This window comes from Paenibacillus sp. 11B, from assembly GCF_030487755.1.
Lineage (GTDB): Bacteria > Bacillota > Bacilli > Paenibacillales > Paenibacillaceae > Paenibacillus > Paenibacillus vandeheii.
In genome coordinates, this window is sequence record NZ_JAUKNS010000003.1 from 396,684 (window position 1) to 417,743 (window position 21,060).

Genomic DNA, 21,060 nt, shown 5'->3' on the forward strand with positions numbered 1-21,060 from the left:
TTGTTAAAGACATATATCCCTATTTACGTATAAGAACTGGGAAATGCTTCAAAATAAAAAAACTGTCAGCTCAACCTGCAGCTGACAGAACTTTTACTTTTACTTTTACTTTTACTTACACTTCCACTTTTTTATTATTCAGGTATACGGCAGCTGCAACCAAAATCATAGCCACGATGATTTCGAATATAACACTCCACCATGTTCCCTGTGACCACAAGATCCGATTGGACGTAATAGAGATCCCTGTACTTTTTTCCGTGACCTGAAATAATTCATTCGGGTTAAAACGACCTGAGAAGATAATATTCTCCAACCAGCTAATGAGATTGGTTAATACGAAGAATGCAATGATACTAATCCAGGGCCCTGTTTTAAAGCGGAAGCTGCCACCAATGGATATGGAGAGAAAGATGATGACGGTTATGAACAATACTACCCACCAGACAAACAGCAGCAAGGAAATGATCTCGGAAACATGAATGCCCGACATATTAATGGCACTGGCCAAGTTCATATCTGTGTGCGTTGCACTGAAGATGAAGTAATGAATGACAGCTACAACCATCACTCCCAGCCCGCAAAGCGTTCCGAATATTAAAGGAGACAAAACGTGAGACAGTCCTGTTACGGGAACGAGACGGCGATTATACGAACGGATATTGGACCAGTACGTCTTAATCATCTTCACATAAATAGACACGCCTACACCGACATATGCCATAACACCTATAACGCTACCTGTTATATCTGACATGAACATTGCCAGCCCAATTTGCACGATAATCAATACTGCCAGCCCGGCAAGCAGCGTGTTCCAATTCCTTCTAAAGTCGTACTTCAGCAACGTCATCATTCTGCATAGACCTCCTTGAACATTTCATCCACACTTTTTCCGTACTTGAGACGCAGGGTCTCAACCTCTTCCCGCATCACCATTTCACCTTCACGAATGAAGATTACTTCATCAAAAATTCGTTCGATATCCGTTACAAGATGCGTAGAAATGATCAGACTGCTGTCTTCATCGTAGAACTTCACAATGGCGTCCAGAATTTTGCCCCGGGCAACCGGGTCTACCCCGCCAATCGGTTCATCCAGCAAATAGAGGCGAGCCTTACGGGAAAGAGCCAGTGTTAGTTGCAGTCGTTCATTCATGCCTTTCGACAAATGCCGTACCCGCACTCCCTCTTCAAGCTTCATAAATTCAAGCATCTCTCTGGCTTTAACTTCATCAAAATCAGCATAGAAATCACGGTAGTACGCAATTGCATCCCGGACCTTCATCCAATTCTCGGTCAATGGCCGGTCCGGCATAAAGGATACCAGCGACTTGGTTTCCAATCCAACCGATTTTCCGGTTACGCGAATGTCTCCGCTGCTGGGGTGCAGCAAACCTGCAACCAGCTTCATCAGGGTACTTTTGCCACTTCCGTTGCTGCCCAGCAAACCTACAATTCGGCCTGGTGCGATATCCAATGTGATGTCATGAAGGGCCTTCTTGCTGCCATACGTTTTGTTTATATTGTTCAACTCAAGAATATTACTCATTCAATGTTCCTCCTCTTCCATCGCGACCCAGTGACTGCTTACCGTCTGCAACAGCATCTGCCACGATGGTTACGATGTCCTGTTCATCAATGCCCAGCTCCTGCATTCCTGTTAGAAAACGCTCCAGCAATTCGCCAGCCATCTCTTTTTTGATCGTCATAATTTTCGACTCCTCACTTGTCACATATCGGCCCAGACCCCGTTTGGTTTCGACCACTTCTTCACGCTCCAATTCCTGGAATGTCCGTTGTACCGTATTGGGATTGATCTGTAATTCGGCCGCCAATTCACGAACCGAAGGAATTTTATCGCCTGCCTTAAGTGTGCCTGTTACGATCTGTCTTTTGATGTACTGCATGATCTGCAGGTAGATGGGCAAGTTGTTGTCAAATTCGATGCTCACAATATTCTCGCTCCTCTCTGTATCTGTGTGTTAGTTACATAGTACACTAGTGATTTGATGTTGTAAAGCCCATTTATTTAAATTGCCTTCTACACACAAAAAAAGAACAGATCCTGAGATCTGCTCTTGATTCTTCTGACTATGATCATGATATGAGGTGTCCAACCTAATCAGAAGTTATCTAAACAATATCCAAAGGCACTTTGCCCTTAGGTGCAGGGAATGCCTCATTTAATCGAACCACTTCATCTTGAGTCAAAGTAACATGCATCGCCGCCGCATTTTCTGCAACATGATCCAACTGTACAGCTTTCGGGATCGCTAGTACATCACCATCCCTGATAACCCAGGATAACGCGATTTGTGATGGACTAACTCCCCGATCACGGGAAATATCAAGGATGATTGGATGCTCCAGCAACTCTTTCCGGAGCCTGCCACCCTGAGCCAGCGGGCAATACGCCATCACAGGAACATGACGTTCCCGTAGCCAGGGAAGGAGATCGTATTCAATCCCCCTGGAAGCCGCATGATACAGAACCTGATTCACTGCACAGTGTTTACCCTCTGGAATGTTCCATAGTTCCTGCATGTCCTCTTTGTCCAGATTGGAGACACCCCAGCGCAGAATTTTACCCGATTGTTTCAGCTGTTCCATCGCTTCGACCGTCTCTTGCAACGGTACACCCCCACGCCAGTGCAGCAAGTACAAGTCCAGGCGATCTGTACCCAGACGTGAGAGGCTGCGCTCACAAGCGGTGATCATTTGCTTCCGATCCGCATGATGAGGATACACCTTGGATACCAGAAATACATCATCCCGACAGTCCATTATCGCCTCACCAGTAACCTCTTCTGCCCCGCCTTCCGCATACATCTCGGCCGTGTCAATCACGGTCATACCACGTTCAATCCCATAACGCAGTGCCTGAACTTCTTCTCTCCGACTGGATTGCTTCTCACCCATGTACCAGGTTCCCTGTCCAATTGCAGGCAGTGTTGTTCCATCGGATAGCTGGATCGCCTGAGCTTGATTTCCTCGTTTCATCTATACTCCTCCAATCTGAGAATGCTCTTCTACCCTATCTATTCATTATCAAGCAGTTCAAAGCTATTGCCTTCATTCGATCGCTTCCAACGCTCCACCATCATCGTATACAACTGATCCAGCGGTAACGTGAGGCTGTTCTGGACAATACTTACGGTAGCATCGACCATGCTGCTGTTGACCGTCATTAATTTGCGTTTCATCCCATTCTGTCGATCCAGAAAGGCAGTTTCGTCCCAGAGTTTAACCCCAATCATCTTCTGACCCATGAATTCATACATAAAAATATTCTCAACATCTTTCCAGGAAATTAGCCCTCCCGATGTGTAAGAAGAGGAATCCACAAATCCATGCTCATCAACAACAAAGGAAGGTTCCTTCTTAATCATCTTAACCAAACTATAGCAGAGACAAAGCCCAAAAAACAAAATGGAGAACAAGCCTATAACGGAAGAAATGGCGGATCCCTTAGTTGAAGAATCATCAAACATCAAAAAAAATCCGGCTGCTACAAAAATTGCCGCCCCCACTGTTAGCCATGCCATGCGTATCCGGCTCGGGTATTCCACGTGCTGTTGATCATAGGATGTGGACAATGTGATGCTCCTCCTTCATGGTGACTGAGACAAGAATGATCTATATAAACAGGGTTCAGCTCATTGAATGAGCTGATTACCAAATATACTCAAATGGCATTGTTTATTAAATAGAATTAAATAGAATTAAATTAAATTAAAAAAACATTTTCTGACACATTTCGTCCATTTCATGACTATTCAACATTAGGATTCGTCATGCTTCCAATAATTCCTTTTCGGTGCAGGTGATATTGTTAAGAAACGTTCGTTCAGAATCGTATTGTCCTGCCTCATGCTTTCCGTTAATATAAATGGAAAGGTTAGGAAATTAACATATTCTGATTCGTGGTGGGAGGACAAACAATGAACAGTCTGCGCGGCATAACATCGGAAGATCTTTTTCAGATTACATGGGTTAATGATCCAACTCCGTCTCCTCAGGGTGGACAACTGGTATATGTAAGCCGAAAAACAAATGAAGCATGGGACGGTTATTCTTCTCACCTGAGACTCCTCCATCTGGAGAACCAGAAGGACAGGCCTTTCACATCTGGAGATAAAGATCATGCTCCTGCATGGTCACCGGATGGCTCACAGCTTGCTTTTTTACGAGAGCATGAAGGCAAAACACAAGTATGGCTGATCGCCTCAGATGGTGGAGAAGCACAGCAAATCAGCCATTTGAAGCATGGAGTCAGTTCCCTGCTCTGGTCGCCGGATGGACTTACTTTACTGGTTAAATCATCGGTGGACATGAGCGAGAAAAACGAAGATGAAACCGAAGATTCAGATAAAAAACTGCTGCAAGAACTTGTTGTGGATCGTATTCGAATGAAGTCCGACAGTGGCGGGCTGTGGAATGGCAGACGAACCCATCTCTTCCGTGTTCCAGCCGAAGGCGGAGAGGCTGTCCCTGTAACTACAGGCCATTATGACGTTGGGGACTATGCGTGGTCGCCGGACGGTGAGTCCATTGCCTGGATCGCTCAGTTGCCGGAAGAGGGCGAGCAGCATAACGATTACACCCTGACGAACCATGTGTATCGTGCCAAGGCTGACGGATCTGACATGCAGCAGTTGACCCCGGAAGGATACTCTTTCGGGCGGCTGACGTACGCACCTGATGGACAATCCCTTGCGCTGCTTGCCAGTGACCGCTCCTATGGAAATGCTACGCTGGTCAAGCTCTACACCCTTCCGATCTCAGGCGGCAAACCCGTATGTCTGAGCAAGGATTGGGATGTACAGATGAATCACAGCCTTGTCGGTGATATGCGCTCTCACTTAACCAATACGGGTCCGGTGTTCAGTCGTGATGGTTCATCCATTCTCTGTCTTGCTACTGTTGAAGGCAGTGTCCGAATTGCCCGGTTTGCAAGGGACGGCAGTTATGCCGAATATATCTTGCCGGACGAGAAAGAGTTCTATCAGTTTGCGGAACTGGAAAATGGACAGATAGTGGCTGCCGTAGCAGACGTATTAAGTCCTGGCGATCTCTTTCTATATACTCAGCCTGAAGATACACGGGCCCAACCTATACAACTAACCCATAGCAATCCCCAACTGGAAGAAGAGATTCAGCTTAGCACACCAGAGACCTTCTGGTTCGATTCCACTGACGGCTTACGACTGCAGGGCTGGATGCTGAAACCAGCTGGCATGGTGGAAGGTGTCAAAGTCCCAACCATCCTTGAAATTCATGGCGGTCCACATATGATGTATGGGTTTACGTTTATGCATGAGTTCCAGATCCTCGCAGCACAGGGATACGCTGTTGTATACATCAATCCGCGGGGTGGCCTTGGATACGGACAGCAATTCGTGAATGCCTGCCGTGGTGACTATGGCGGTGGGGATTATCGTGATCTGATGGAAGCCATGGATTATGCGTTATCCCGGTATCCGTTTATCGACGAGTCTCGTCTTGGAGTCACTGGCGGCAGTTATGGCGGCTTCATGACCAACTGGATCGTTGGACATACCGACCGTTTCAAGGCAGCCGTCACTCAGCGTTCGATCTCGAACTGGCTCTCGTTCTACGGGGTCAGTGATATTGGATTCTTTTTCACGGAGGACCAGATTGGCGGTAATGCGTGGGATGACACCGAGAAGTTATGGAAACACTCCCCGCTTGCCTATGTCGGCAACGTCAACACGCCATTGCTGATTTTGCATGGTGAGCAGGATCTGCGTTGTCCGATTGAACAGGCTGAACAGTTGTATGTTGCTTTAAAGCGACGCAAACAGACCACTCGGTTCGTTCGTTTCCCGGGAGCCAATCACGAGTTGTCCCGCGGAGGTCACCCACACTTAAGGGTACGTCGACTGGAGCATATTGCTGGATGGTTCAATGAGCATCTGTAATGCCATCATAAGATCGCTTAACTATGAAATAAAATAAATAATTAAACTTCTTCTTGCTCCTCATCTTTTCCTGGGAAAGAAGAACAATGAATTAACAAAAACCATCAGTAGAAGGGTCATCATCTTGACCTTTTCTGGTGGTTTTTACTGTGTTCACATTTGGGTTTGGGATAGTTACTGCCGTGGAGGCATCCCTTTGCACGCTCAAATCATTATTTCCACATGAACAAAAGTTCTGGAAATAGCCCCTTACAAAATGGAATCTATCTGCTGGTTGCAAGTTGCGAAATCAACCAATTTATTAGATAATAATCTGTCGATTGTAGTCGAAGGAACGGATATCAAGGGGGGATTCAAGTCATGAGCAAGAACAATAATCAACCATTTGACGAGCCGATTAGTCGGCTCTCCACAGGATCAGAGAAATGGGATGCGCTTGAAGAGATTTTTGGCGTCGCAGATGCGCTCCCCATGTGGGTTGCCGATATGGATTTCGCCGCTCCACCATCGGTCATTCAGGCGCTGAAGACTCGAATGGAGCATGGGATTTTTGGCTATACGGTGAGGACAGATGCGTATCACGCAGCGCTATCGGGATGGATGGATCGGCGTCACAACTGGAGTATTAACGATGAATGGATCGTATTCACCCCGGGGATTGTGCCTGCACTCAGCATTGCTGTACAACGTTTCACTGACCCGGGAGATGCGGTAGTAATCCAGACTCCGGTATATGCCCCCTTCTATGAAGTGGTCCGCGGTCAGGGCAGAGAGCTGATGACCAATCCATTAGTGGAGAACGATGGACATTACGCTATGGATCTGGAGCATCTGGAATCCTGCCTGAAGACGGGTCGGGTCAAAATGCTGATTCTGTGCAGTCCTCACAACCCGGTCGGACGGGTATGGACTCGTGAAGAACTTCAGAACCTTGCTGCACTCTGCGTGCAATATGATATACTCATCGTTTCGGATGAGATTCATGCCGATCTCGTCCACCAACACGGTGCACATACGCCACTGGCTCTTATTTCCGAAGCTATCGCTGATCTCAGCATCATCTGTACAGCACCAAGCAAAACGTTCAACATTCCCGGCCTCTGTACCTCCAATATCATCATTCCAAATGCCAAGCTGCGGGAATCATTCATGCAGGGCGTGAAAACAATGGGGCTTGCCAACATCAGCACGCTGGGAGCAGTGGCAGCCGAAGCGGCTTACAATGGCGCTGAAGAATGGCTGGATGACTGTCTTGCCTATATCCGTGGAAATATGGAATACGTGCAAGAATACGTCGCGGAGCATATGCCGCAAATCGGAATCCAGCTTCCAGAAGCAACTTACCTGCTGTGGATGGATTTCCGGAAGCTGAATATCCCGCATGCGCAACTGTGTACGATGCTGCTCAAGGAAGCGGGACTCGCTTTCAATGATGGGAGCATTTTCGGAGTGGAAGGTACAGGATTCATGCGCATGAATGTGGCCTGCCCACGTTCAACAGTAGAAGAAGCCATGCGCAGATTGTCAGTGCTGGTGGGTAGGCTGTCGGCGGAATGAGTTCAATCAGGTGCAAAGCTATATTTTCAAAATTTCAGCTAATAGAGCCTGTATAGTTCGTTAAAATTGTAAAGAGGGTGTCCCGTAGTCATTTTCATGATTAATGTCATGATGGACTACCCGGACACCCCTTTTATAATTTGTACCCATTAGTGATAGAAATCGAATGATGCAAAATACTGATATCCAGCATACTACGATGTTGGCATTGGAATAATCCGATCACATAACCTGTCCAGTAACTCTCTATCATGGCTGATAATCAGCAGTCCCAGATTACGCTGACGCGCAATGTTCATCACGCTATGCCAGATCTGTGCCTGGGTGATCGCATCCAGCATCGTGGTCATCTCATCGGCAATCACGTATCGAGTTGCTGAGCCGAGTGCGCGCGCTACACAGAAGCGCTGCAATTCGCCGCCTGACAATTCACCGGGCCTCCGCTCCAGCCAATTCGTTTGGATCCCCAAGTCATTGAGCAGACCCTCATCCTCAATCGCTGCTTCCTTCAAGACACGGTGCATCCGCCAGCGAGGATTTACCGCTTTCTCGGGATGCTGGAATACAAGCTGCACCGGACAGGGGCCGGTTTTGGGAAGCGGCTTCCCATCCAGCAGCACTTGACCTGCCAACGGTTCCACATAACCTGCAAGGATACGTCCCAGACTTGTTTTGCCACAACCACTGGGCCCCCACAAGCCAACGGCTTCCCCCTGCTGTACTTCCAGACTTATATTCTGAAATACCCAAGCGTCTTTACTATAACGATAACTTGTCTTTCGAGCCTCAAGTGGCATGAACGCACCTCACTTCCCCACCGCGCACCTTGCGCAGCTCAGGACGTTCGTTCGTGCAATCCGTGGTCGCTCCAATGCAGCGTGGTGCAAATGAGCATCCTTCTAACCGTTGCCGGCCTGCTACAGGCTGGGTACCCGACAGAGGTTGAAATTCGTTTTGCGGCAAAGCGCTCCAGAGCGCTTTCGTGTATGGATGTCGTAACCGTTCGCCCTTACCTGTAAAATCACAAACCTGCGCCGTCTCTACATTGGAGCCTGCGTAAAATACGGATATGCGATCAGCTGCCGTCAGGGCAGTCGTAATATCATGGGTAATCCAAAGGATGCCAACACCTTCATTGGCCAATTGACGAAAATGCTTCATCGTTTCAGCCAGCACTTCGGGATGTATGCCAGGTGTTGGCTCATCAGCAATAATCAATTTCGGCTCACCCGAAGTGGCTGTTGCCATCAGCACGCGTCGAGCCATGCCGCCTGATAATTCAAACGGATATTTGCCCGAGGTGCCCTGTGGTAATCCATAGTGTCCCATCAGTTCCTGCTCTGCTTTTTGCATTACGGATCGGGATGTCGATCGATGCTTTCGTCCTGACTTTTGGCTTACCGGATGAACCTGCCTGCCTACCTTCAATAACGGGTCCAAATAACTGACTGATTGCGGAATGTACACCAGTTCATCTCCACGCAGATGAAGCTGTCGCTCCAGGGTTAAGGGTTCGCCCGCATAGCTTATCCGGCCCTCCAGCTTGGCATTGGCAGGAAGAATGCCCATGATCGCCTGCGCCAACACACTTTTGCCAGATCCACTTGCCCCTACGACCGCTACAATCTCGCCTTCATTCACAGACAGATCCAGATCCTGAATTACAAGGTTCTCCTCGTGCCCAAACCATCCCCGCGCACGTCGGAATGAAACCGATACGCCCTGCACTTCCAGAAGAGCCATGTTATCCTACCTCCCTTGAACTGCCGGTACCCGTTAATGTCTTCAGACTGCCGCCCAGTACATCAAACGCACGAACAACCAACAACAATGCGAGTCCCGGGAAAAAGGCCAGCCACCACATGCCTGCGGACAAATATCTCATCGACTCTGACAAAATAATACCGATCGCTGGCTGCTGCGGCGACAGCCCCAGCCCCAGAAACGTAATCGCTGCCTCATGCAGAATGGCATGAGAGAAGATCAGCAGCACACCCACGAACAGCTGCGGAATCAGATGCGGCAGCATGTGCTGCACCGCAATACGTATTCGCGAATGACCCAACCTGCGTGAAATGTGAATATACTCTGCTGATTTTAGCTGAATCATCTCTGCCCGGACAATCCGGGCCAGATTCGGCCAATGAGTCAGGGCAATTGCTAACGCTACCCCAGGCAAACCTCCACCGAATACAAAGGCCAGCATGACCAGCGAGACTAGATGAGGAACACTCAGGAAGAGGTCAATGATCCATGAGATGACCCGATCAGCAGTCTTTCCCAAAGCAGCAGCCAGACCCAATACCAGCGCGATAAACCCGCCGCCGCAAGCCGCAAGCAATCCCACCTGAATGCTCGTTGCCAATCCTTTTAAGGTGCGCATAAACATATCACGTCCCAGCCAATCCGTACCAAAAGGATGTGCCCAAGTTGGGGCCAGATTCCGATCCATCAAGGAGGTCAGCGTCGATTCAGCGGGAAGCAGTCTGCCTGTCAGCCACACGATGGCAATCCAGATCACGCCAAGGCTGCCCCAAACGAGCGCCCATTTGCGCGGATTACGGAAACGTGGAATGCTGACGCCGGGATCGGGATACCCTTTCCGACCATGGGTACGTGGACGTACTGACCTCCAACTTCTCTTGTTCCCCGCCTCACTTTTGGCAGAGTTAGCTTTCGGATGCTGTGCAGTCTGAGCCGCAGGTCGGGAGGGACGTTCCAATGTTTGCTTCATCCTATCGTCTCCTCCTTCATGCGCGGATCAATGAACCGGTATAAAATATCAGCCAGCATATTGCCTGTAAACACAAATATCGCACTGCACAACACAAGTCCAAGCAGCAGCGGCACATCGCCGCGCAATCCCGCCTGAACCGTGGCCTGCCCCAGGCCGGGGTAGGAAAACACCTGCTCCGCAAGTACAGCCCCACCGAACAATTCACTAAATGAAGCCAATTGCAGCGTCAGAGCTGGCAGTACGACATGCCTGAACCCATGACGACGAAACAGTTGCATACCTCGCTCACCTCGCGCCCTCGCAAAAAGAATATAATCCGAGTCCAGCACATCCACCAGCTTCTGCCGGGTATGCAAGGCAATGGCGGCGACGCCCGTCAGACTCAACGTCAGCGCAGGCAGAATCATGTGTATGGCCCGATCCCCCCACGTCACTTGATCTGCTGCCATACCCGCAGGTACACCAAGTCCAATTGGCAACCAGCCAAGCCATACACCGAATACCATGAGCAGTAACAGCGCAATCCAGAATACCGGTGTGGAAGCCAGTGTGTAACAGTACCAACAGATCAGACGATCCAGCCGCGAATCCCGTTTCATGGCAGCAACGACACCCAGGCCGAAACCAATCAGACCAGATAACATCCATGCTACCGCCATAAGAGCGACAGAATTCATGAACCGTTCCTGGATGATGTCTGCAACCGGCTGCCTATAGATCATCGATGTTCCCAGATCCCCCTGAAGGAGCGCCTTTCCCCAAGTAAACAGCCGTTCTAGTGGTGAGTCATTGAGCCCCCAACGTTCTTCAATCAGACTGCGCTGCTCTGCACTCACCCTAATCATGTCTCCACCAATATAGGCCTCCACCGGGTCCACTGGAGAGAATTGCATCAATATAAAAGACACCACGCTGACTCCTGCCAGCAAAGATACAAGCCGCAGCATTTTAAATCCGACAAATCTGGCCCACCCCATCCTGTCCTCCATCTAATCTCTCCCCAATCCAAGCTAAAACTACCACAGAGTTTCTATTTCAAATCGTCATCCCAGGACCATTCTTCCAGGTTGGATGTCACCGGCCAGCCGTGACCATGTGGATGGATCTGCTGTTCACCGATATTCAGACCATTCTTCACCAGATACAGATGATCAATGTTCACCAGCCATGCCCATGGCGCATCTCCCTGGTAACTGAATCCTGTCGATCCATCCCACTCCGCGTTCTGCCAGAAGGGCAATGCCTCTTCTTCCGTTGTCGCTTGGAGGGCCTGCTGCATCCAGTGGTCCACGGTTGGATTACTGTACAATCCAGTGTTGTAATACCCTTCGCCTTTATGGGTACTGCTGTAGAGGTTGTAGGTTTCCAGCGGATCATGACTTCCCCAGCCAAATAATACGGCATTGGTGTAGGCCAGCTTTTTTGTCTCTTCCCGGCTCTTGCCCTCCACATTGATCTTGATCCCAGCCTGAGCCACCATATCCGCAGCAGCCAGAGCCAGTGATTGTCTCGTTAAATCCCCTGCAAAATAAAGCAGACTGAACTCGGCCTTCGTGCCGTTCTTCTCCACAATTCCATCACCGTCTGTATCCACCCAGCCGCCATCAGCCAGAATCTGCTTCGCTTCAGCCACATCCGCATCTGCGAATACAGAATCCGGATTACCCCAAGGCAGATCATCACTGACCGAATAGGCCGGACGACCGTGCCCCTCCAGTACTCCTTCTACCAAAGCAGTTCGGTCAATTACTACATTCACCGCCTTGCGAATGGAGATGTCGGACGTAACATCGTTACCTGCTGGCAGGCCGTCACCAGACTTAGCGCCTGAGGGTTGCATCGGGAACATGATGCCCCGGTTATCAACTGTTTTTACCGATTCCAATTTCATTCCGTTCACCTGCTGCTTGCTGAACGCAGCCGGGATAGCCGCGATATCAACTGTACCGGCCTGCGCCGCCGCAAAGGCTGCATCCTCCTCAAGATAGAGAAACGTCAATTTGTGGAATGTAGACTTTTTCCCGTAGTATTGCTCGTTCGCCTCAACGATCGCCTGCTGACCCTTATCCCATTGAACCAGCTTGTAAGGACCAGACCCAACCGGATGCTCGGCATAATCAGAACCATAGGCGTGCTCAGGTACAATACCGAGTGTAGTCAGAAGACTGATAAATGTGGACTGAGGCGACTTTAATGTGAAGACGACCGTTGTCGCATCTGAGGCTTCCACATTAGCCATATTGGTCAAATCGATGACCGATCCGCTTTTGGCAGCCGTTTCAAACGTAAACCTGACATCTTTGGCCGTCAGTGGCTCGCCATCGGAGAACTTTACATCATCCCGTAGTGTTACGGTCCAGGTCAGCCCATCTTCACTAACGGAATGGTCTGTAGCCAAATCATTGACCAGTTGAAGCTTGGCATCCCTTTTCAGCAAGGTACTCTGGAAGAGCGGCGAACCATACTGTCCCCAACCCGTAGTTGGATCAAATCCACCTTCCGGTTCCGTGCCAACGGCCAGCACCAATTCGTCTTTGGGAAGTGAAGCCTCCTGCTGGGCGTTCTCTATTGTTGAGGATGTCCCCTGTGTACATCCCGATAGCCCAACGGTACATATAAGTAAAATGCCTAATCCCGCTCTAACCGATCGTTTCCCCCATGAAAATCCGCGCATCTACGCTGTTCCCCCTTTATTTTTCACTATCCAATCCAATTCCGTGTTACTTTTTTTGAAAATTGTAGCACAAAACAGTTTTATTGTGTCAACAAACTTGACTTCAAAATCCATTTATTTTCATTTACAGGGAATTAAAATGAGATTCATAGGGATGCATAGGGATTTAGGCAAGGTGATTCACCGTTTGAAGTGAGGTATTATAACAAAATAAAAACAACAGATTATCGGTATTGGACCAATAATCTGTTGTTCTAACTGCGGGCTATGGGAAAAAGCCGGCTAAAGCCGATGAATAGCTTGTTGAAAATTCAAATTTACTCCGATGAAGAATCAGAATGATGATGAGGACTTTGTTGATTGTGACTATGATCATAATTGTGACTTTGATGGCTTGCCATTTTGTTAAGCTCATCCACATACGTTACAGACAGCTCTGCATACAGTACTCCTTTTTGAACCTGGATCTGCTGATGCAGATGACGCAATCGTCCTAAGTTACCCCGCACTGCAATGACCTCAAGACACTGATCATGGTTCAGATGTACGTGCATATTGGAGATGATGTCATGGTGCGCCTCATGCTGCAGCTCCATTAACCGAATAGGGAGATCACTGATATGGTGGTCATACACCATCACAATAGTTCCCGCTACATCCTGCTCGGCATGCAATGCAGAAGGCTCCAGCAATGTTTTGCGGACCAAATCACGGAAAGCTTCCGAACGGTTTTTGTATCCCTGCTCTTCGATATACCTGTCAAACTGTTCAATCAGAGGTGTGGGAAATGCCACACCGAACCGGGTCAAATCTTCTTTGTCCGCCATCATATCCTCCTGCCGCCTCGTTTGCTTCGAGTGTACCATAGTCCCGTCTTCTCATCGACTATACTGTTAATTCTCGGTAGTGGCAGAAAGGATGCTATAGTACAGTACGGTGAGATAGGTTGTTTGTTATGATGTTTGTTATGATGTTTGTTATGATGTTTGTTATGATGTTTTTTATGGCGCTTTGATATGGTGTACTTTTATTTAGGTCTCTTGGTCAGTTCCTGACTGACTTTCGCATAGGTAGCACTTACCTTCTGTTCCAGTGTATAAATATGTTGTTTGGAGCCTGCCCATTTCTCTGCCGCTGCAGCCAAGGAGTTTAGCGAGCTTAATACACGTGAGGACTGGCCTTGCTTCGTACTCTGTTTGAACTGCTGCAACGCGTTTGAATATCGCTCTTTCGACAGGCTCGCCTGTTTTTTGCCCGTTTGAATCTGCTTCTTCACCTGATCGGCTCCAGCCAGTAAAGCGCGCAGTCGTTTCACTTCTGTACTTTTCCGTTTGCGGGCTTCGGCAAGCTCCTTTTTCTTGAAACGAATGTCTTCTCGGGCAAGCTGAACAACAGGTTTCAACGTATCCGCTTGGGTGCGAATAGCCGCACTCCATTCCTTGTTTTTGATCGCTTTGGCGGCGTCGAGCTGCCTGTTCACTGAACTGTACAAGGCAAACAAGGGTTCATAGCGGACCTCGGTTTGTTTTACCTTTTCGGCTAGACCCGCGATCTTTACATCATCGATTTGCCTTATATTTATACGTAATTGCTCCAGCTCCTTGGTATTGGCGGCATGAATGGTCTTTGTCTTTTGTTCCCAAGATTGCTCTTGCGTCGTCCAGTTCCCTACATTCTCGTACGCTCGTTGCAGGGACAACTTGGTCTGTGAATCAGCCTTGTTCAGTATCGTCTCCCATGCTTTCTGTGCGGTTACACCAAGCTCAGGACCCGCCGCCGCTTCAGCTATGGAGGAATAATAAATTACACTCATACTGAACATGATTATGAGTCCCAAGCTCATACGGGTCCATATGTTAGCAAGAAGGTTAGGGCGTGCCCCGTATCGGTTGCTCATGAGACTATGATTGCTCAAGCTCCTCATCCGGGATTGATTCATAATCTGTTGCTTGTCTTCATTCGCCTCAATTATGCCCTGTTCCCTGATTTGTGTTAAACACGAACAAAGACCCGCCTGATGACTTGCATTGTCCTCCAAAACTCCATTTTGCATTCTCTTCTGCTCCCTTCAATATGAATAGATAGTAACCTGCTGGATGTTCTATGCAGGGTGATTCGATATGATTCAATCACAACCCCTTAATCTGTAAAGGTCGGCAAAAACAAAAAAAGCACCCGCAAGTCAGGCGTATTGCCTGCTCTTACGGGTGCTTCCCTCATAAGCCGTTCCATATGGGATTCGCTGAAACAGTCATCAATTTCGAATCGAATCGTTCCTTTTTCTAATATATTCCATACGGTGTATCTGGTCAAGTCAGATTGAGAAATCTACATGTTTATCGGGAGAACCCTTCCCGCTTAAAGATTGTCTTACTGTCCGACCAGGATGGCTTTCATCTCTTCTGTCAGGTCTTCTTCTTTCAGTATCATGTACACATCTTCACCACGAATGAAATTAAGCTTGATATGATAGACCGTATCCTTCTCTGTCCGATATCCGGATCGTTGACGTTGAAGCAAACCGCTTATTATTTTTTTGTTTTTAGTTGCGATCTGTTTATTACCGCTTGAATTCACTTCGATATAATCCGAATCAGAGTAAACCCACTTCGCCTTGCCCGGACTATCAATCTCCTGTTTCACAAATTGCGCCGAAGCGATTTCGTCTACGGGAACTTGAAGCTGGTCGTATAAGTTGTTCTCTTTCAACCATGCCAGCACTCGCTTATAACTCGGTTTAATGTCAAAATTCCACATCTCCTTCGATTGATAAGGATCGGTAGATGTTGAATTCTGATTCATTTCCGCGTATACAATTGGCTGCCACGGAGTGCTCTGTTCTTCATAGGTCTGATCCAAGATGTCCTGTTTCAACAATTCCTTGAACTCACGGACTTGTTTGGGATTACTAATGTATACCTTACGAAATGTACTGAGACTTGAGCGCAGTCCAATACTCAGCGCATCCTCATCCAATTTGAACGTATCGTAGGCAACCCTTTTGTAGTCCTCTGTCTGTTTTACAGCCATCAATTCCTTGTGGAATTCGGTTTCGGGAATGTTATATCTACGTTTCATCACCCTGCCGTTCTCCAATTTGTAGTTAATAAATACCTCGTCATAATCATCATCCGGATTAACTGGATCTCTCAAAGGCAAATCGGTATCAATAATTTTTTGATGAAGATTGATGATTGCTTCCACATATTCCGGATCATTCGAATAGAATGAACTATCATCCACCTTCTGGTTAATACCATTGCTATAAATGTAACGATCTCCGCCAAGCTTAATACTGTTGACCTTGCTTATATCAGGCACACGAGCGGCATATCCGTTCCAATCAGCGACAGGTACATATAATAGCAAACCAGCCACAAAGCCGTATAGAACCAATTTCGGGACCAGCTTCCTGGTCCAAATGAGCCAGGTTTTGCGGATAATCATCTCGGCTCCAATATAGCCCACAATTCCACCAAGGATGTAACCACACACGTCCCACCCAACAGATGCCCTGGGCGCGATCGAAGTGAAATAGGCCCCACCGATTAGAACAAGAGTAAACATAAATCCAAAACGGAATATTGGTTTTACAATAGGGAACGTGATTGCCTGAGTGGCAGATTCCACTTGTCTTCTAGCATAAAATACATAAGCTAACGGGATGAACAAAATGGCTAAAACCGAATAAATGATAAGTTCCGCACGAATTACAGGAGCCGTGCTGATGGAACCCATACGCAGGACAAGTGAAAGTTTCTCTGCATTAAAGCGAACGTCGTCATAAGCATATCCGAGAAGATGGTTTTGCAGATGCAGCGAGAAAATGAACCAGACAATGACGGGCACTAATAAAATCCCATACACGGTAAGCCCCTGTAATACGGACTGGCCAATGCACATGCCTACCACTACGGTCATCATGAACATAAACAGCGAGTAAATGCTCATACTGAGGCCCCACATCCAGATTTCACTGCCACCGAAAATATAGGCTGGTTGATCCAGTACTGCCCATACCCAGCCCGTTATTGCCGTGGTAATCCAGACCGGAACCAAAACCATGACGAACCCAGTCAACAGATTCACCGTGAGTAGATGCTTTCGTTGCAGCGGCAAACTGTGGAATAGATCCGAAGACGGACCGGACTGCATATAACGGAATAAAAATATGCCCGCAGCTACCGGAAACGTAATAGCAAACAGGATTTGTACTTCTCCATTCGCCTGAAACAAACTCGTTATCTGTTGAGGTACTTCCCGATATACCGTCGCGATATAAAGCGGTAGTGAAAATAACAACGTGATCAGGTACAAGATGCCGATCCACCCATGCTGCCTGAAATTTTGGAACAGGATGCCCCGGTTACAGAACAATCGGTTGAATATCATATCCTGCATCCTCCATTTCATAGATAAATATTTCTTCCAGCGTCAGCGGCAGCACATCCAGCAGATACGGATCCAATGCACGGAATCGTTCCGTCACAGCCTCGCGATTGCCCTTCACAATAAACAGGGATACACTCCCCCGCTTCTCCTCATGTAAAATATTCACCTGTTCATCCATTGCCTTGGCATGATCTGGATGACGGAAAGCCACTTGAATTTTATGCGTGTCCGCCTTCAGATCATCCAGATCTTTCTCTACGATAATCCGGCCTTTATGCATGATGGCAACATGGTCGCACAGGTCTTCAATCTCACGCAAATTGTGGGACGAGATCAGAATCGTCACTTGACGCTCCGCTGCTTCCTGGAACAGCAGATTCTTGATCTGCTGCCGCATGACGGGATCAAGACCATCGATCGGCTCATCCATGAGCAGCACTTCAGGCATACAGCTGAGTCCAAGCCATACGGCTGCCTGACGACGCATGCCTTTGGACATGCGATGCAGTTTTCTTTTGACATCCAGTTTAAATACACTGCTGAGCTGTACGAATCTCTCCTCATTCCAACGCGGATATACCGTACGATAGAAGGCCGCCATCTGATGGATGGACGATTGTGGGAAAAAGTATGGGGAATCGGCCATAAAAATGGTGCGGCCCTTGAGATCCATATTTTCATATATTTCTTGCCCATCCATGCGAACCGTGCCGCTGTCCTGTCGATAGATGCCTGCCATAATTTTGAGCAAAGACGTCTTGCCTGCCCCATTGGAACCAAGCAAACCATAGATGGACCCCTTATGTACCTGCAACGTTACACCATCCACTGCCTTTTCCTGTTCAAACGCTTTGATGACCTGGTTCAGCTCAATCATTCGGCTCCCCCTTTTCTATACGGGCCATCGCTTCCTCAAATAAAAGCGTCATATCGGCTTTGGTCAAACCGGAATACGATGCTTCCGCAATCAGCTTCACCAGAGCCGCTCTGATTTCATCTCTCATGGCTGCATTCGGATGTTCCACGGACGATGATACGAAGCTCCCTTTTCCCTGTAATGAATAAATATAGCCTTCACGTTCAAGTTCCCGGTACGCTTTCTGAATCGTATTCGGATTAACAGTAAGCTGCCCGGACAGCGTGCGAACGGAAGGCAGCTGCTCATCGGGTTGGAGAACACCGTACACGATCATTTCTTTGATTTTGTCCACCAGCTGCTCATAGATCGCCTTACGGCTGCGTACATCCAATTCGAACATCCCGCACCTCCTCTCTGAAAATGTAGTAATACCCTATTGAAGAACGATGACTGTATATGAAGTATATTGGTTCCAACACCAAGGTGTATTAACTGTACTATCATTATTAATACAGTTGATACAGATTGTCAACCATTTACTTTGACTTATCGTATTTTTCGCGTTAGGTTTATATATGATTGAAATGACATATGAGGTTAAAGGAAATAAATCATTCTGCAATTAAGACAGGCCATTGTGAAGCGTCAGATAAGTTCGAGTGATGGGTGTGGTCATGCCGAATGTTGTTACAGTTAGTCAAGCTGCTTTTCGGGTTAAATACGTTCAAAACTTGTTCTGATCTTTGCCCTTCCGGTATGATGGAAAAGAAATATGTGCTTGTTCATTGCTCGCTTCGCTTGTTGTCTGTACAGTGCTCTCAGCGTCCGCTATATGCGTACATATTGCCTACTAGAGCTTTGAATCTAACACTTCATAAGGGAGAATCCGGGATGAATGAACAGAACCAGAATGATTCTATAGAATTTAATCACCTAGAAACTGCAAATAGGGCAAGCAGCCCAGAAACATACTCGGCGTCAGCAGCTGAAATAAAGCGTGTATTAATCGTAACCGCCGTTGATGCGGAAAAAGAGGCTGTACTGCGCGGCCTGGGTGACCAAGCTGTGCACTTTGACGTGATTGCTGCGGGCGTAGGCCCTGCCTCTGCCGCAGCAGGAACCGCTGCCGCGCTGGCCTTTGCCATAGCAGCGGCTGGCGCAAAGGCGCTGGCGCAAGGCTCCGCCGCGCAAAGCGAAACCGATGCGGCACAGGCATCTGCCGCATCCTCAAGGCCGGGTCCCCTTGCCGGGACCGGACTGACCCCAGCGTACACGCTGGTGGTCAGTGCCGGCATCGGCGGCGGGTTCCCCGGCCGGGCGGACGTCGGCTCCCTCGTGGTAGCCGACGCCATGGTTGCCGCCGATCTGGGCTCGCAGACGCCAGACGGCTTCCTAAGCGTGGACGAGCTCGGCTTCGGCTCGTCCCGAGTGGCGGCGGACGCGGCGCTTGCCGCACGCCTGCGCCACGAGCTGCAGCGGGCAGGGCTCGCTGTCAGCGGAGGCACGGCGGTCACCGTATCCACGGCGACCGGAACTGCCCAGACGGCCGCGGAGCTGCTGCGCCGCGTGCCGGATGCCGCCGCCGAAGGCATGGAAGGCTTCGGCGTGGCAACAGCAGCCCAGCAGTTCGGCGTGCCTGCACTCGAACTGCGGGCCATATCCAACGCGGTCGGTCCACGCGACCGCGACGCCTGGCGCATCAAGGACGCCCTAGATGCGCTCCAGGCTGCAAGTTCCATTTTACGGGAGGTACTCACATCATGAAAATTGCATTTTCCCCTTGTCCCAACGATACATTTATCTTTCACGCCTGGGTGCATGGACTGATTCCAGGTGCACCTGAGCTGGATGTCCGTTACGCGGACATCGATATTACCAACGGCCTTGCCGCTAATCCGGATGGACCAGATACACCTGAAGTCATGAAAATATCCTATGCAGCGCTGCCTTATGTGCTGAATGATTATGCGCTCTTGCCTGCGGGCGGCGCACTTGGCAGAGGATGTGGTCCACTGGTTCTGACCGCTAACGGCACAACCGATCCGGCCTATCTCTCGGGACGCCGAGTTGCCGTACCGAGCGAACGATCAACAGCCTACCTGCTGTTCCGTCTCTGGGCAGCACAAAATGTTCCCGGCGGTGTAGGCGAGATTGTCGTTATGCCATTCGACCAGATTATGCCTGCTGTCCGTGACGGCAAGATTGATGCCGGATTGGTTATCCATGAAGCACGCTTCACGTACCAGAACTATGATCTCAAGCTTATGACAGACCTCGGTAACTGGTGGGAAAGCGACACTGGCCTGCCCATTCCGCTTGGAGCAATCATTGCCCGTCGCAACCTGGATGCTCACGCTCTTGCAGGTTGGGCACGTGCCTCGGTGGAATACGCTTGGGCACATCCGGAAGAGTCCAAAACATACGTCATGGAACATGCACAAGAGATGGACCCTGATGTAACTGCGCAGCATATCGGCTTGTATGTTAACGAGTTCAGTGCCAACCTGGGTGATGACGGTTACGGCGCAATTACAGCGTTGCTTGGACGAGCGATGAAAGAAGGACTTGTTCCCGAGTTTGATCTCGATTTATTGCGGATCTAATTCTGGCTCACCCGGCAGAAATGCAAAATATTAATGAGGCTGTGCCAAATCTCGTTCCTATAGTTCTGTTGGGTACCGTCTCCGTGCTGATAATCTTCGTGACTAATGCGCTAACGAATCGGTAACACCTTATTAAGCAGGATCGAGCGGAATGGCGATACTAACGAACCTCAGTAACGTTATTCCGGTAAACCTCTGCGAAAACATAAAATAAACAAAAGAAACGGCGAAATAACGCTCCTTAAATTCGTTAGATTCCAGTGTCTGTGGAAATCCGCTCATTAGCGTGACTCT

General features: G+C 48.7%; 19 protein-coding genes. 4 read left to right on the plus strand and 15 right to left on the minus strand.

Going from position 1 to position 21,060, the window contains the following annotated elements; translation table 11 throughout:
• Positions 1 to 115: 115 nt before the first annotated feature.
• The 5 genes from Q0V21_RS16805 to Q0V21_RS16825 all read right to left on the minus strand — a co-directional run bounded on the left by Q0V21_RS16805 (position 116) and on the right by Q0V21_RS16825 (position 3,598).
• Entirely contained in the window at positions 116 to 856 is a 741-nt protein-coding gene (locus tag Q0V21_RS16805) for a hypothetical protein (RefSeq protein WP_301879778.1), read from the minus strand.
• Complete coding sequence (locus Q0V21_RS16810) at positions 853 to 1,551, minus strand: ABC transporter ATP-binding protein (RefSeq protein WP_079349831.1); 699 nt, start codon at positions 1,549 to 1,551, stop codon at positions 853 to 855. The genes Q0V21_RS16805 and Q0V21_RS16810 overlap by 4 nt, the downstream gene beginning before the upstream one ends.
• A complete protein-coding gene (locus Q0V21_RS16815) occupies positions 1,544 to 1,954 on the minus strand; it encodes a GntR family transcriptional regulator (protein ID WP_079349832.1) in 411 nt (136 codons plus the stop codon). The genes Q0V21_RS16810 and Q0V21_RS16815 overlap by 8 nt, the downstream gene beginning before the upstream one ends.
• A gap of 181 nt (positions 1,955 to 2,135) precedes the next feature.
• The gene (locus Q0V21_RS16820) at positions 2,136 to 3,002 is read right to left on the minus strand and encodes an aldo/keto reductase (protein ID WP_079349833.1); all 867 of its coding nucleotides are present in this window, start codon (positions 3,000 to 3,002) and stop codon (positions 2,136 to 2,138) included.
• A gap of 38 nt (positions 3,003 to 3,040) precedes the next feature.
• Positions 3,041 to 3,598, minus strand: coding sequence for an STM3941 family protein (locus Q0V21_RS16825; RefSeq protein ID WP_079349834.1), 558 nt, complete (start codon positions 3,596 to 3,598; stop codon positions 3,041 to 3,043).
• A gap of 345 nt (positions 3,599 to 3,943) precedes the next feature.
• Between Q0V21_RS16825 and Q0V21_RS16830 the strand changes: the two genes are divergently transcribed.
• Positions 3,944 to 5,944: an alpha/beta hydrolase family protein gene (locus Q0V21_RS16830; RefSeq protein ID WP_079349835.1), complete on the plus strand. Its 2,001-nt coding sequence runs from the start codon at positions 3,944 to 3,946 to the stop codon at positions 5,942 to 5,944.
• Positions 5,945 to 6,304: 360 nt separating this feature from the next.
• Complete coding sequence (locus Q0V21_RS16835; RefSeq protein ID WP_079349836.1) at positions 6,305 to 7,501, plus strand: MalY/PatB family protein; 1,197 nt, start codon at positions 6,305 to 6,307, stop codon at positions 7,499 to 7,501.
• Positions 7,502 to 7,695: 194 nt separating this feature from the next.
• Here the strand turns inward: Q0V21_RS16835 and Q0V21_RS16840 are convergent, their stop codons facing one another.
• The 10 genes from Q0V21_RS16840 to Q0V21_RS16885 form a co-directional block, all read right to left on the minus strand.
• Positions 7,696 to 8,298, minus strand: a complete 603-nt coding sequence (locus tag Q0V21_RS16840) for an ABC transporter ATP-binding protein (protein ID WP_079349837.1) — start codon at positions 8,296 to 8,298, stop codon at positions 7,696 to 7,698.
• The gene (locus Q0V21_RS16845) at positions 8,288 to 9,244 is read right to left on the minus strand and encodes an ABC transporter ATP-binding protein (protein ID WP_079349838.1); all 957 of its coding nucleotides are present in this window, start codon (positions 9,242 to 9,244) and stop codon (positions 8,288 to 8,290) included. Before Q0V21_RS16845 ends, Q0V21_RS16840 begins: the two co-directional genes overlap by 11 nt.
• Before the next feature lies 1 nt (position 9,245).
• Positions 9,246 to 10,235: an ABC transporter permease gene (locus Q0V21_RS16850; protein WP_301879779.1), complete on the minus strand. Its 990-nt coding sequence runs from the start codon at positions 10,233 to 10,235 to the stop codon at positions 9,246 to 9,248.
• Positions 10,232 to 11,215, minus strand: a complete 984-nt coding sequence (locus Q0V21_RS16855; protein WP_218671927.1) for an ABC transporter permease — start codon at positions 11,213 to 11,215, stop codon at positions 10,232 to 10,234. The genes Q0V21_RS16850 and Q0V21_RS16855 overlap by 4 nt, the downstream gene beginning before the upstream one ends.
• Before the next feature lie 53 nt (positions 11,216 to 11,268).
• Positions 11,269 to 12,912 carry an ABC transporter substrate-binding protein gene (locus tag Q0V21_RS16860; protein ID WP_079349841.1) on the minus strand — a complete coding sequence of 548 codons (1,644 nt, stop codon included), beginning with the start codon at positions 12,910 to 12,912 and terminating at the stop codon, positions 11,269 to 11,271.
• A 317-nt stretch (positions 12,913 to 13,229) separates the two neighbouring features.
• Entirely contained in the window at positions 13,230 to 13,739 is a 510-nt protein-coding gene (gene nikR / locus Q0V21_RS16865) for a nickel-responsive transcriptional regulator NikR (protein ID WP_079349842.1), read from the minus strand.
• 200 nt (positions 13,740 to 13,939) lie between these two features.
• A complete protein-coding gene (locus Q0V21_RS16870) occupies positions 13,940 to 14,734 on the minus strand; it encodes a hypothetical protein (RefSeq protein ID WP_301879780.1) in 795 nt (264 codons plus the stop codon).
• 548 nt (positions 14,735 to 15,282) lie between these two features.
• On the minus strand, positions 15,283 to 17,304 hold the full coding sequence (locus tag Q0V21_RS16875; RefSeq protein WP_079349844.1) for a hypothetical protein: 2,022 nt from the start codon (positions 17,302 to 17,304) through the stop codon (positions 15,283 to 15,285).
• Positions 17,279 to 18,181: an ABC transporter ATP-binding protein gene (locus Q0V21_RS16880; protein ID WP_079349845.1), complete on the minus strand. Its 903-nt coding sequence runs from the start codon at positions 18,179 to 18,181 to the stop codon at positions 17,279 to 17,281. Before Q0V21_RS16880 ends, Q0V21_RS16875 begins: the two co-directional genes overlap by 26 nt.
• Complete coding sequence (locus Q0V21_RS16885; protein WP_024633463.1) at positions 18,174 to 18,563, minus strand: GntR family transcriptional regulator; 390 nt, start codon at positions 18,561 to 18,563, stop codon at positions 18,174 to 18,176. Before Q0V21_RS16885 ends, Q0V21_RS16880 begins: the two co-directional genes overlap by 8 nt.
• Positions 18,564 to 19,054: 491 nt before the next feature.
• Here Q0V21_RS16885 and Q0V21_RS16890 point away from each other — a divergent pair, with 491 nt between their 5' ends.
• Positions 19,055 to 19,927: a futalosine hydrolase gene (locus Q0V21_RS16890; protein WP_301879784.1), complete on the plus strand. Its 873-nt coding sequence runs from the start codon at positions 19,055 to 19,057 to the stop codon at positions 19,925 to 19,927.
• Positions 19,924 to 20,766: a 1,4-dihydroxy-6-naphtoate synthase gene (locus tag Q0V21_RS16895; RefSeq protein WP_079349846.1), complete on the plus strand. Its 843-nt coding sequence runs from the start codon at positions 19,924 to 19,926 to the stop codon at positions 20,764 to 20,766. Before Q0V21_RS16890 ends, Q0V21_RS16895 begins: the two co-directional genes overlap by 4 nt.
• Positions 20,767 to 21,060 lie beyond the last annotated feature (294 nt).

Bases quoted from the DNA above. Each gene is read 5' to 3' on its own strand.
- Q0V21_RS16860 (WP_079349841.1), bottom strand. From the start codon at position 12,912: ATGCGCGGATTTTCATGGGGGAAACGATCGGTTAGAGCGGGATTAGGC.
- Q0V21_RS16875 (WP_079349844.1), bottom strand. From the start codon at position 17,304: ATGATATTCAACCGATTGTTCTGTAACCGGGGCATCCTGTTCCAAAAT.
- Q0V21_RS16850 (WP_301879779.1), bottom strand. From the start codon at position 10,235: ATGAAGCAAACATTGGAACGTCCCTCCCGACCTGCGGCTCAGACTGCA.
- nikR (WP_079349842.1), bottom strand. From the start codon at position 13,739: ATGGCGGACAAAGAAGATTTGACCCGGTTCGGTGTGGCATTTCCCACA.
- Q0V21_RS16890 (WP_301879784.1), top strand. From the start codon at position 19,055: ATGAATGAACAGAACCAGAATGATTCTATAGAATTTAATCACCTAGAA.
- Q0V21_RS16885 (WP_024633463.1), bottom strand. From the start codon at position 18,563: ATGTTCGAATTGGATGTACGCAGCCGTAAGGCGATCTATGAGCAGCTG.
- Q0V21_RS16870 (WP_301879780.1), bottom strand. From the start codon at position 14,734: ATGTTCAGTATGAGTGTAATTTATTATTCCTCCATAGCTGAAGCGGCG.
- Q0V21_RS16880 (WP_079349845.1), bottom strand. From the start codon at position 18,181: ATGATTGAGCTGAACCAGGTCATCAAAGCGTTTGAACAGGAAAAGGCA.
- Q0V21_RS16855 (WP_218671927.1), bottom strand. From the start codon at position 11,215: ATGGGGTGGGCCAGATTTGTCGGATTTAAAATGCTGCGGCTTGTATCT.
- Q0V21_RS16835 (WP_079349836.1), top strand. From the start codon at position 6,305: ATGAGCAAGAACAATAATCAACCATTTGACGAGCCGATTAGTCGGCTC.
- Q0V21_RS16820 (WP_079349833.1), bottom strand. From the start codon at position 3,002: ATGAAACGAGGAAATCAAGCTCAGGCGATCCAGCTATCCGATGGAACA.
- Q0V21_RS16805 (WP_301879778.1), bottom strand. From the start codon at position 856: ATGATGACGTTGCTGAAGTACGACTTTAGAAGGAATTGGAACACGCTG.
- Q0V21_RS16895 (WP_079349846.1), top strand. From the start codon at position 19,924: ATGAAAATTGCATTTTCCCCTTGTCCCAACGATACATTTATCTTTCAC.
- Q0V21_RS16845 (WP_079349838.1), bottom strand. From the start codon at position 9,244: ATGGCTCTTCTGGAAGTGCAGGGCGTATCGGTTTCATTCCGACGTGCG.
- Q0V21_RS16810 (WP_079349831.1), bottom strand. From the start codon at position 1,551: ATGAGTAATATTCTTGAGTTGAACAATATAAACAAAACGTATGGCAGC.
- Q0V21_RS16840 (WP_079349837.1), bottom strand. From the start codon at position 8,298: ATGCCACTTGAGGCTCGAAAGACAAGTTATCGTTATAGTAAAGACGCT.
- Q0V21_RS16830 (WP_079349835.1), top strand. From the start codon at position 3,944: ATGAACAGTCTGCGCGGCATAACATCGGAAGATCTTTTTCAGATTACA.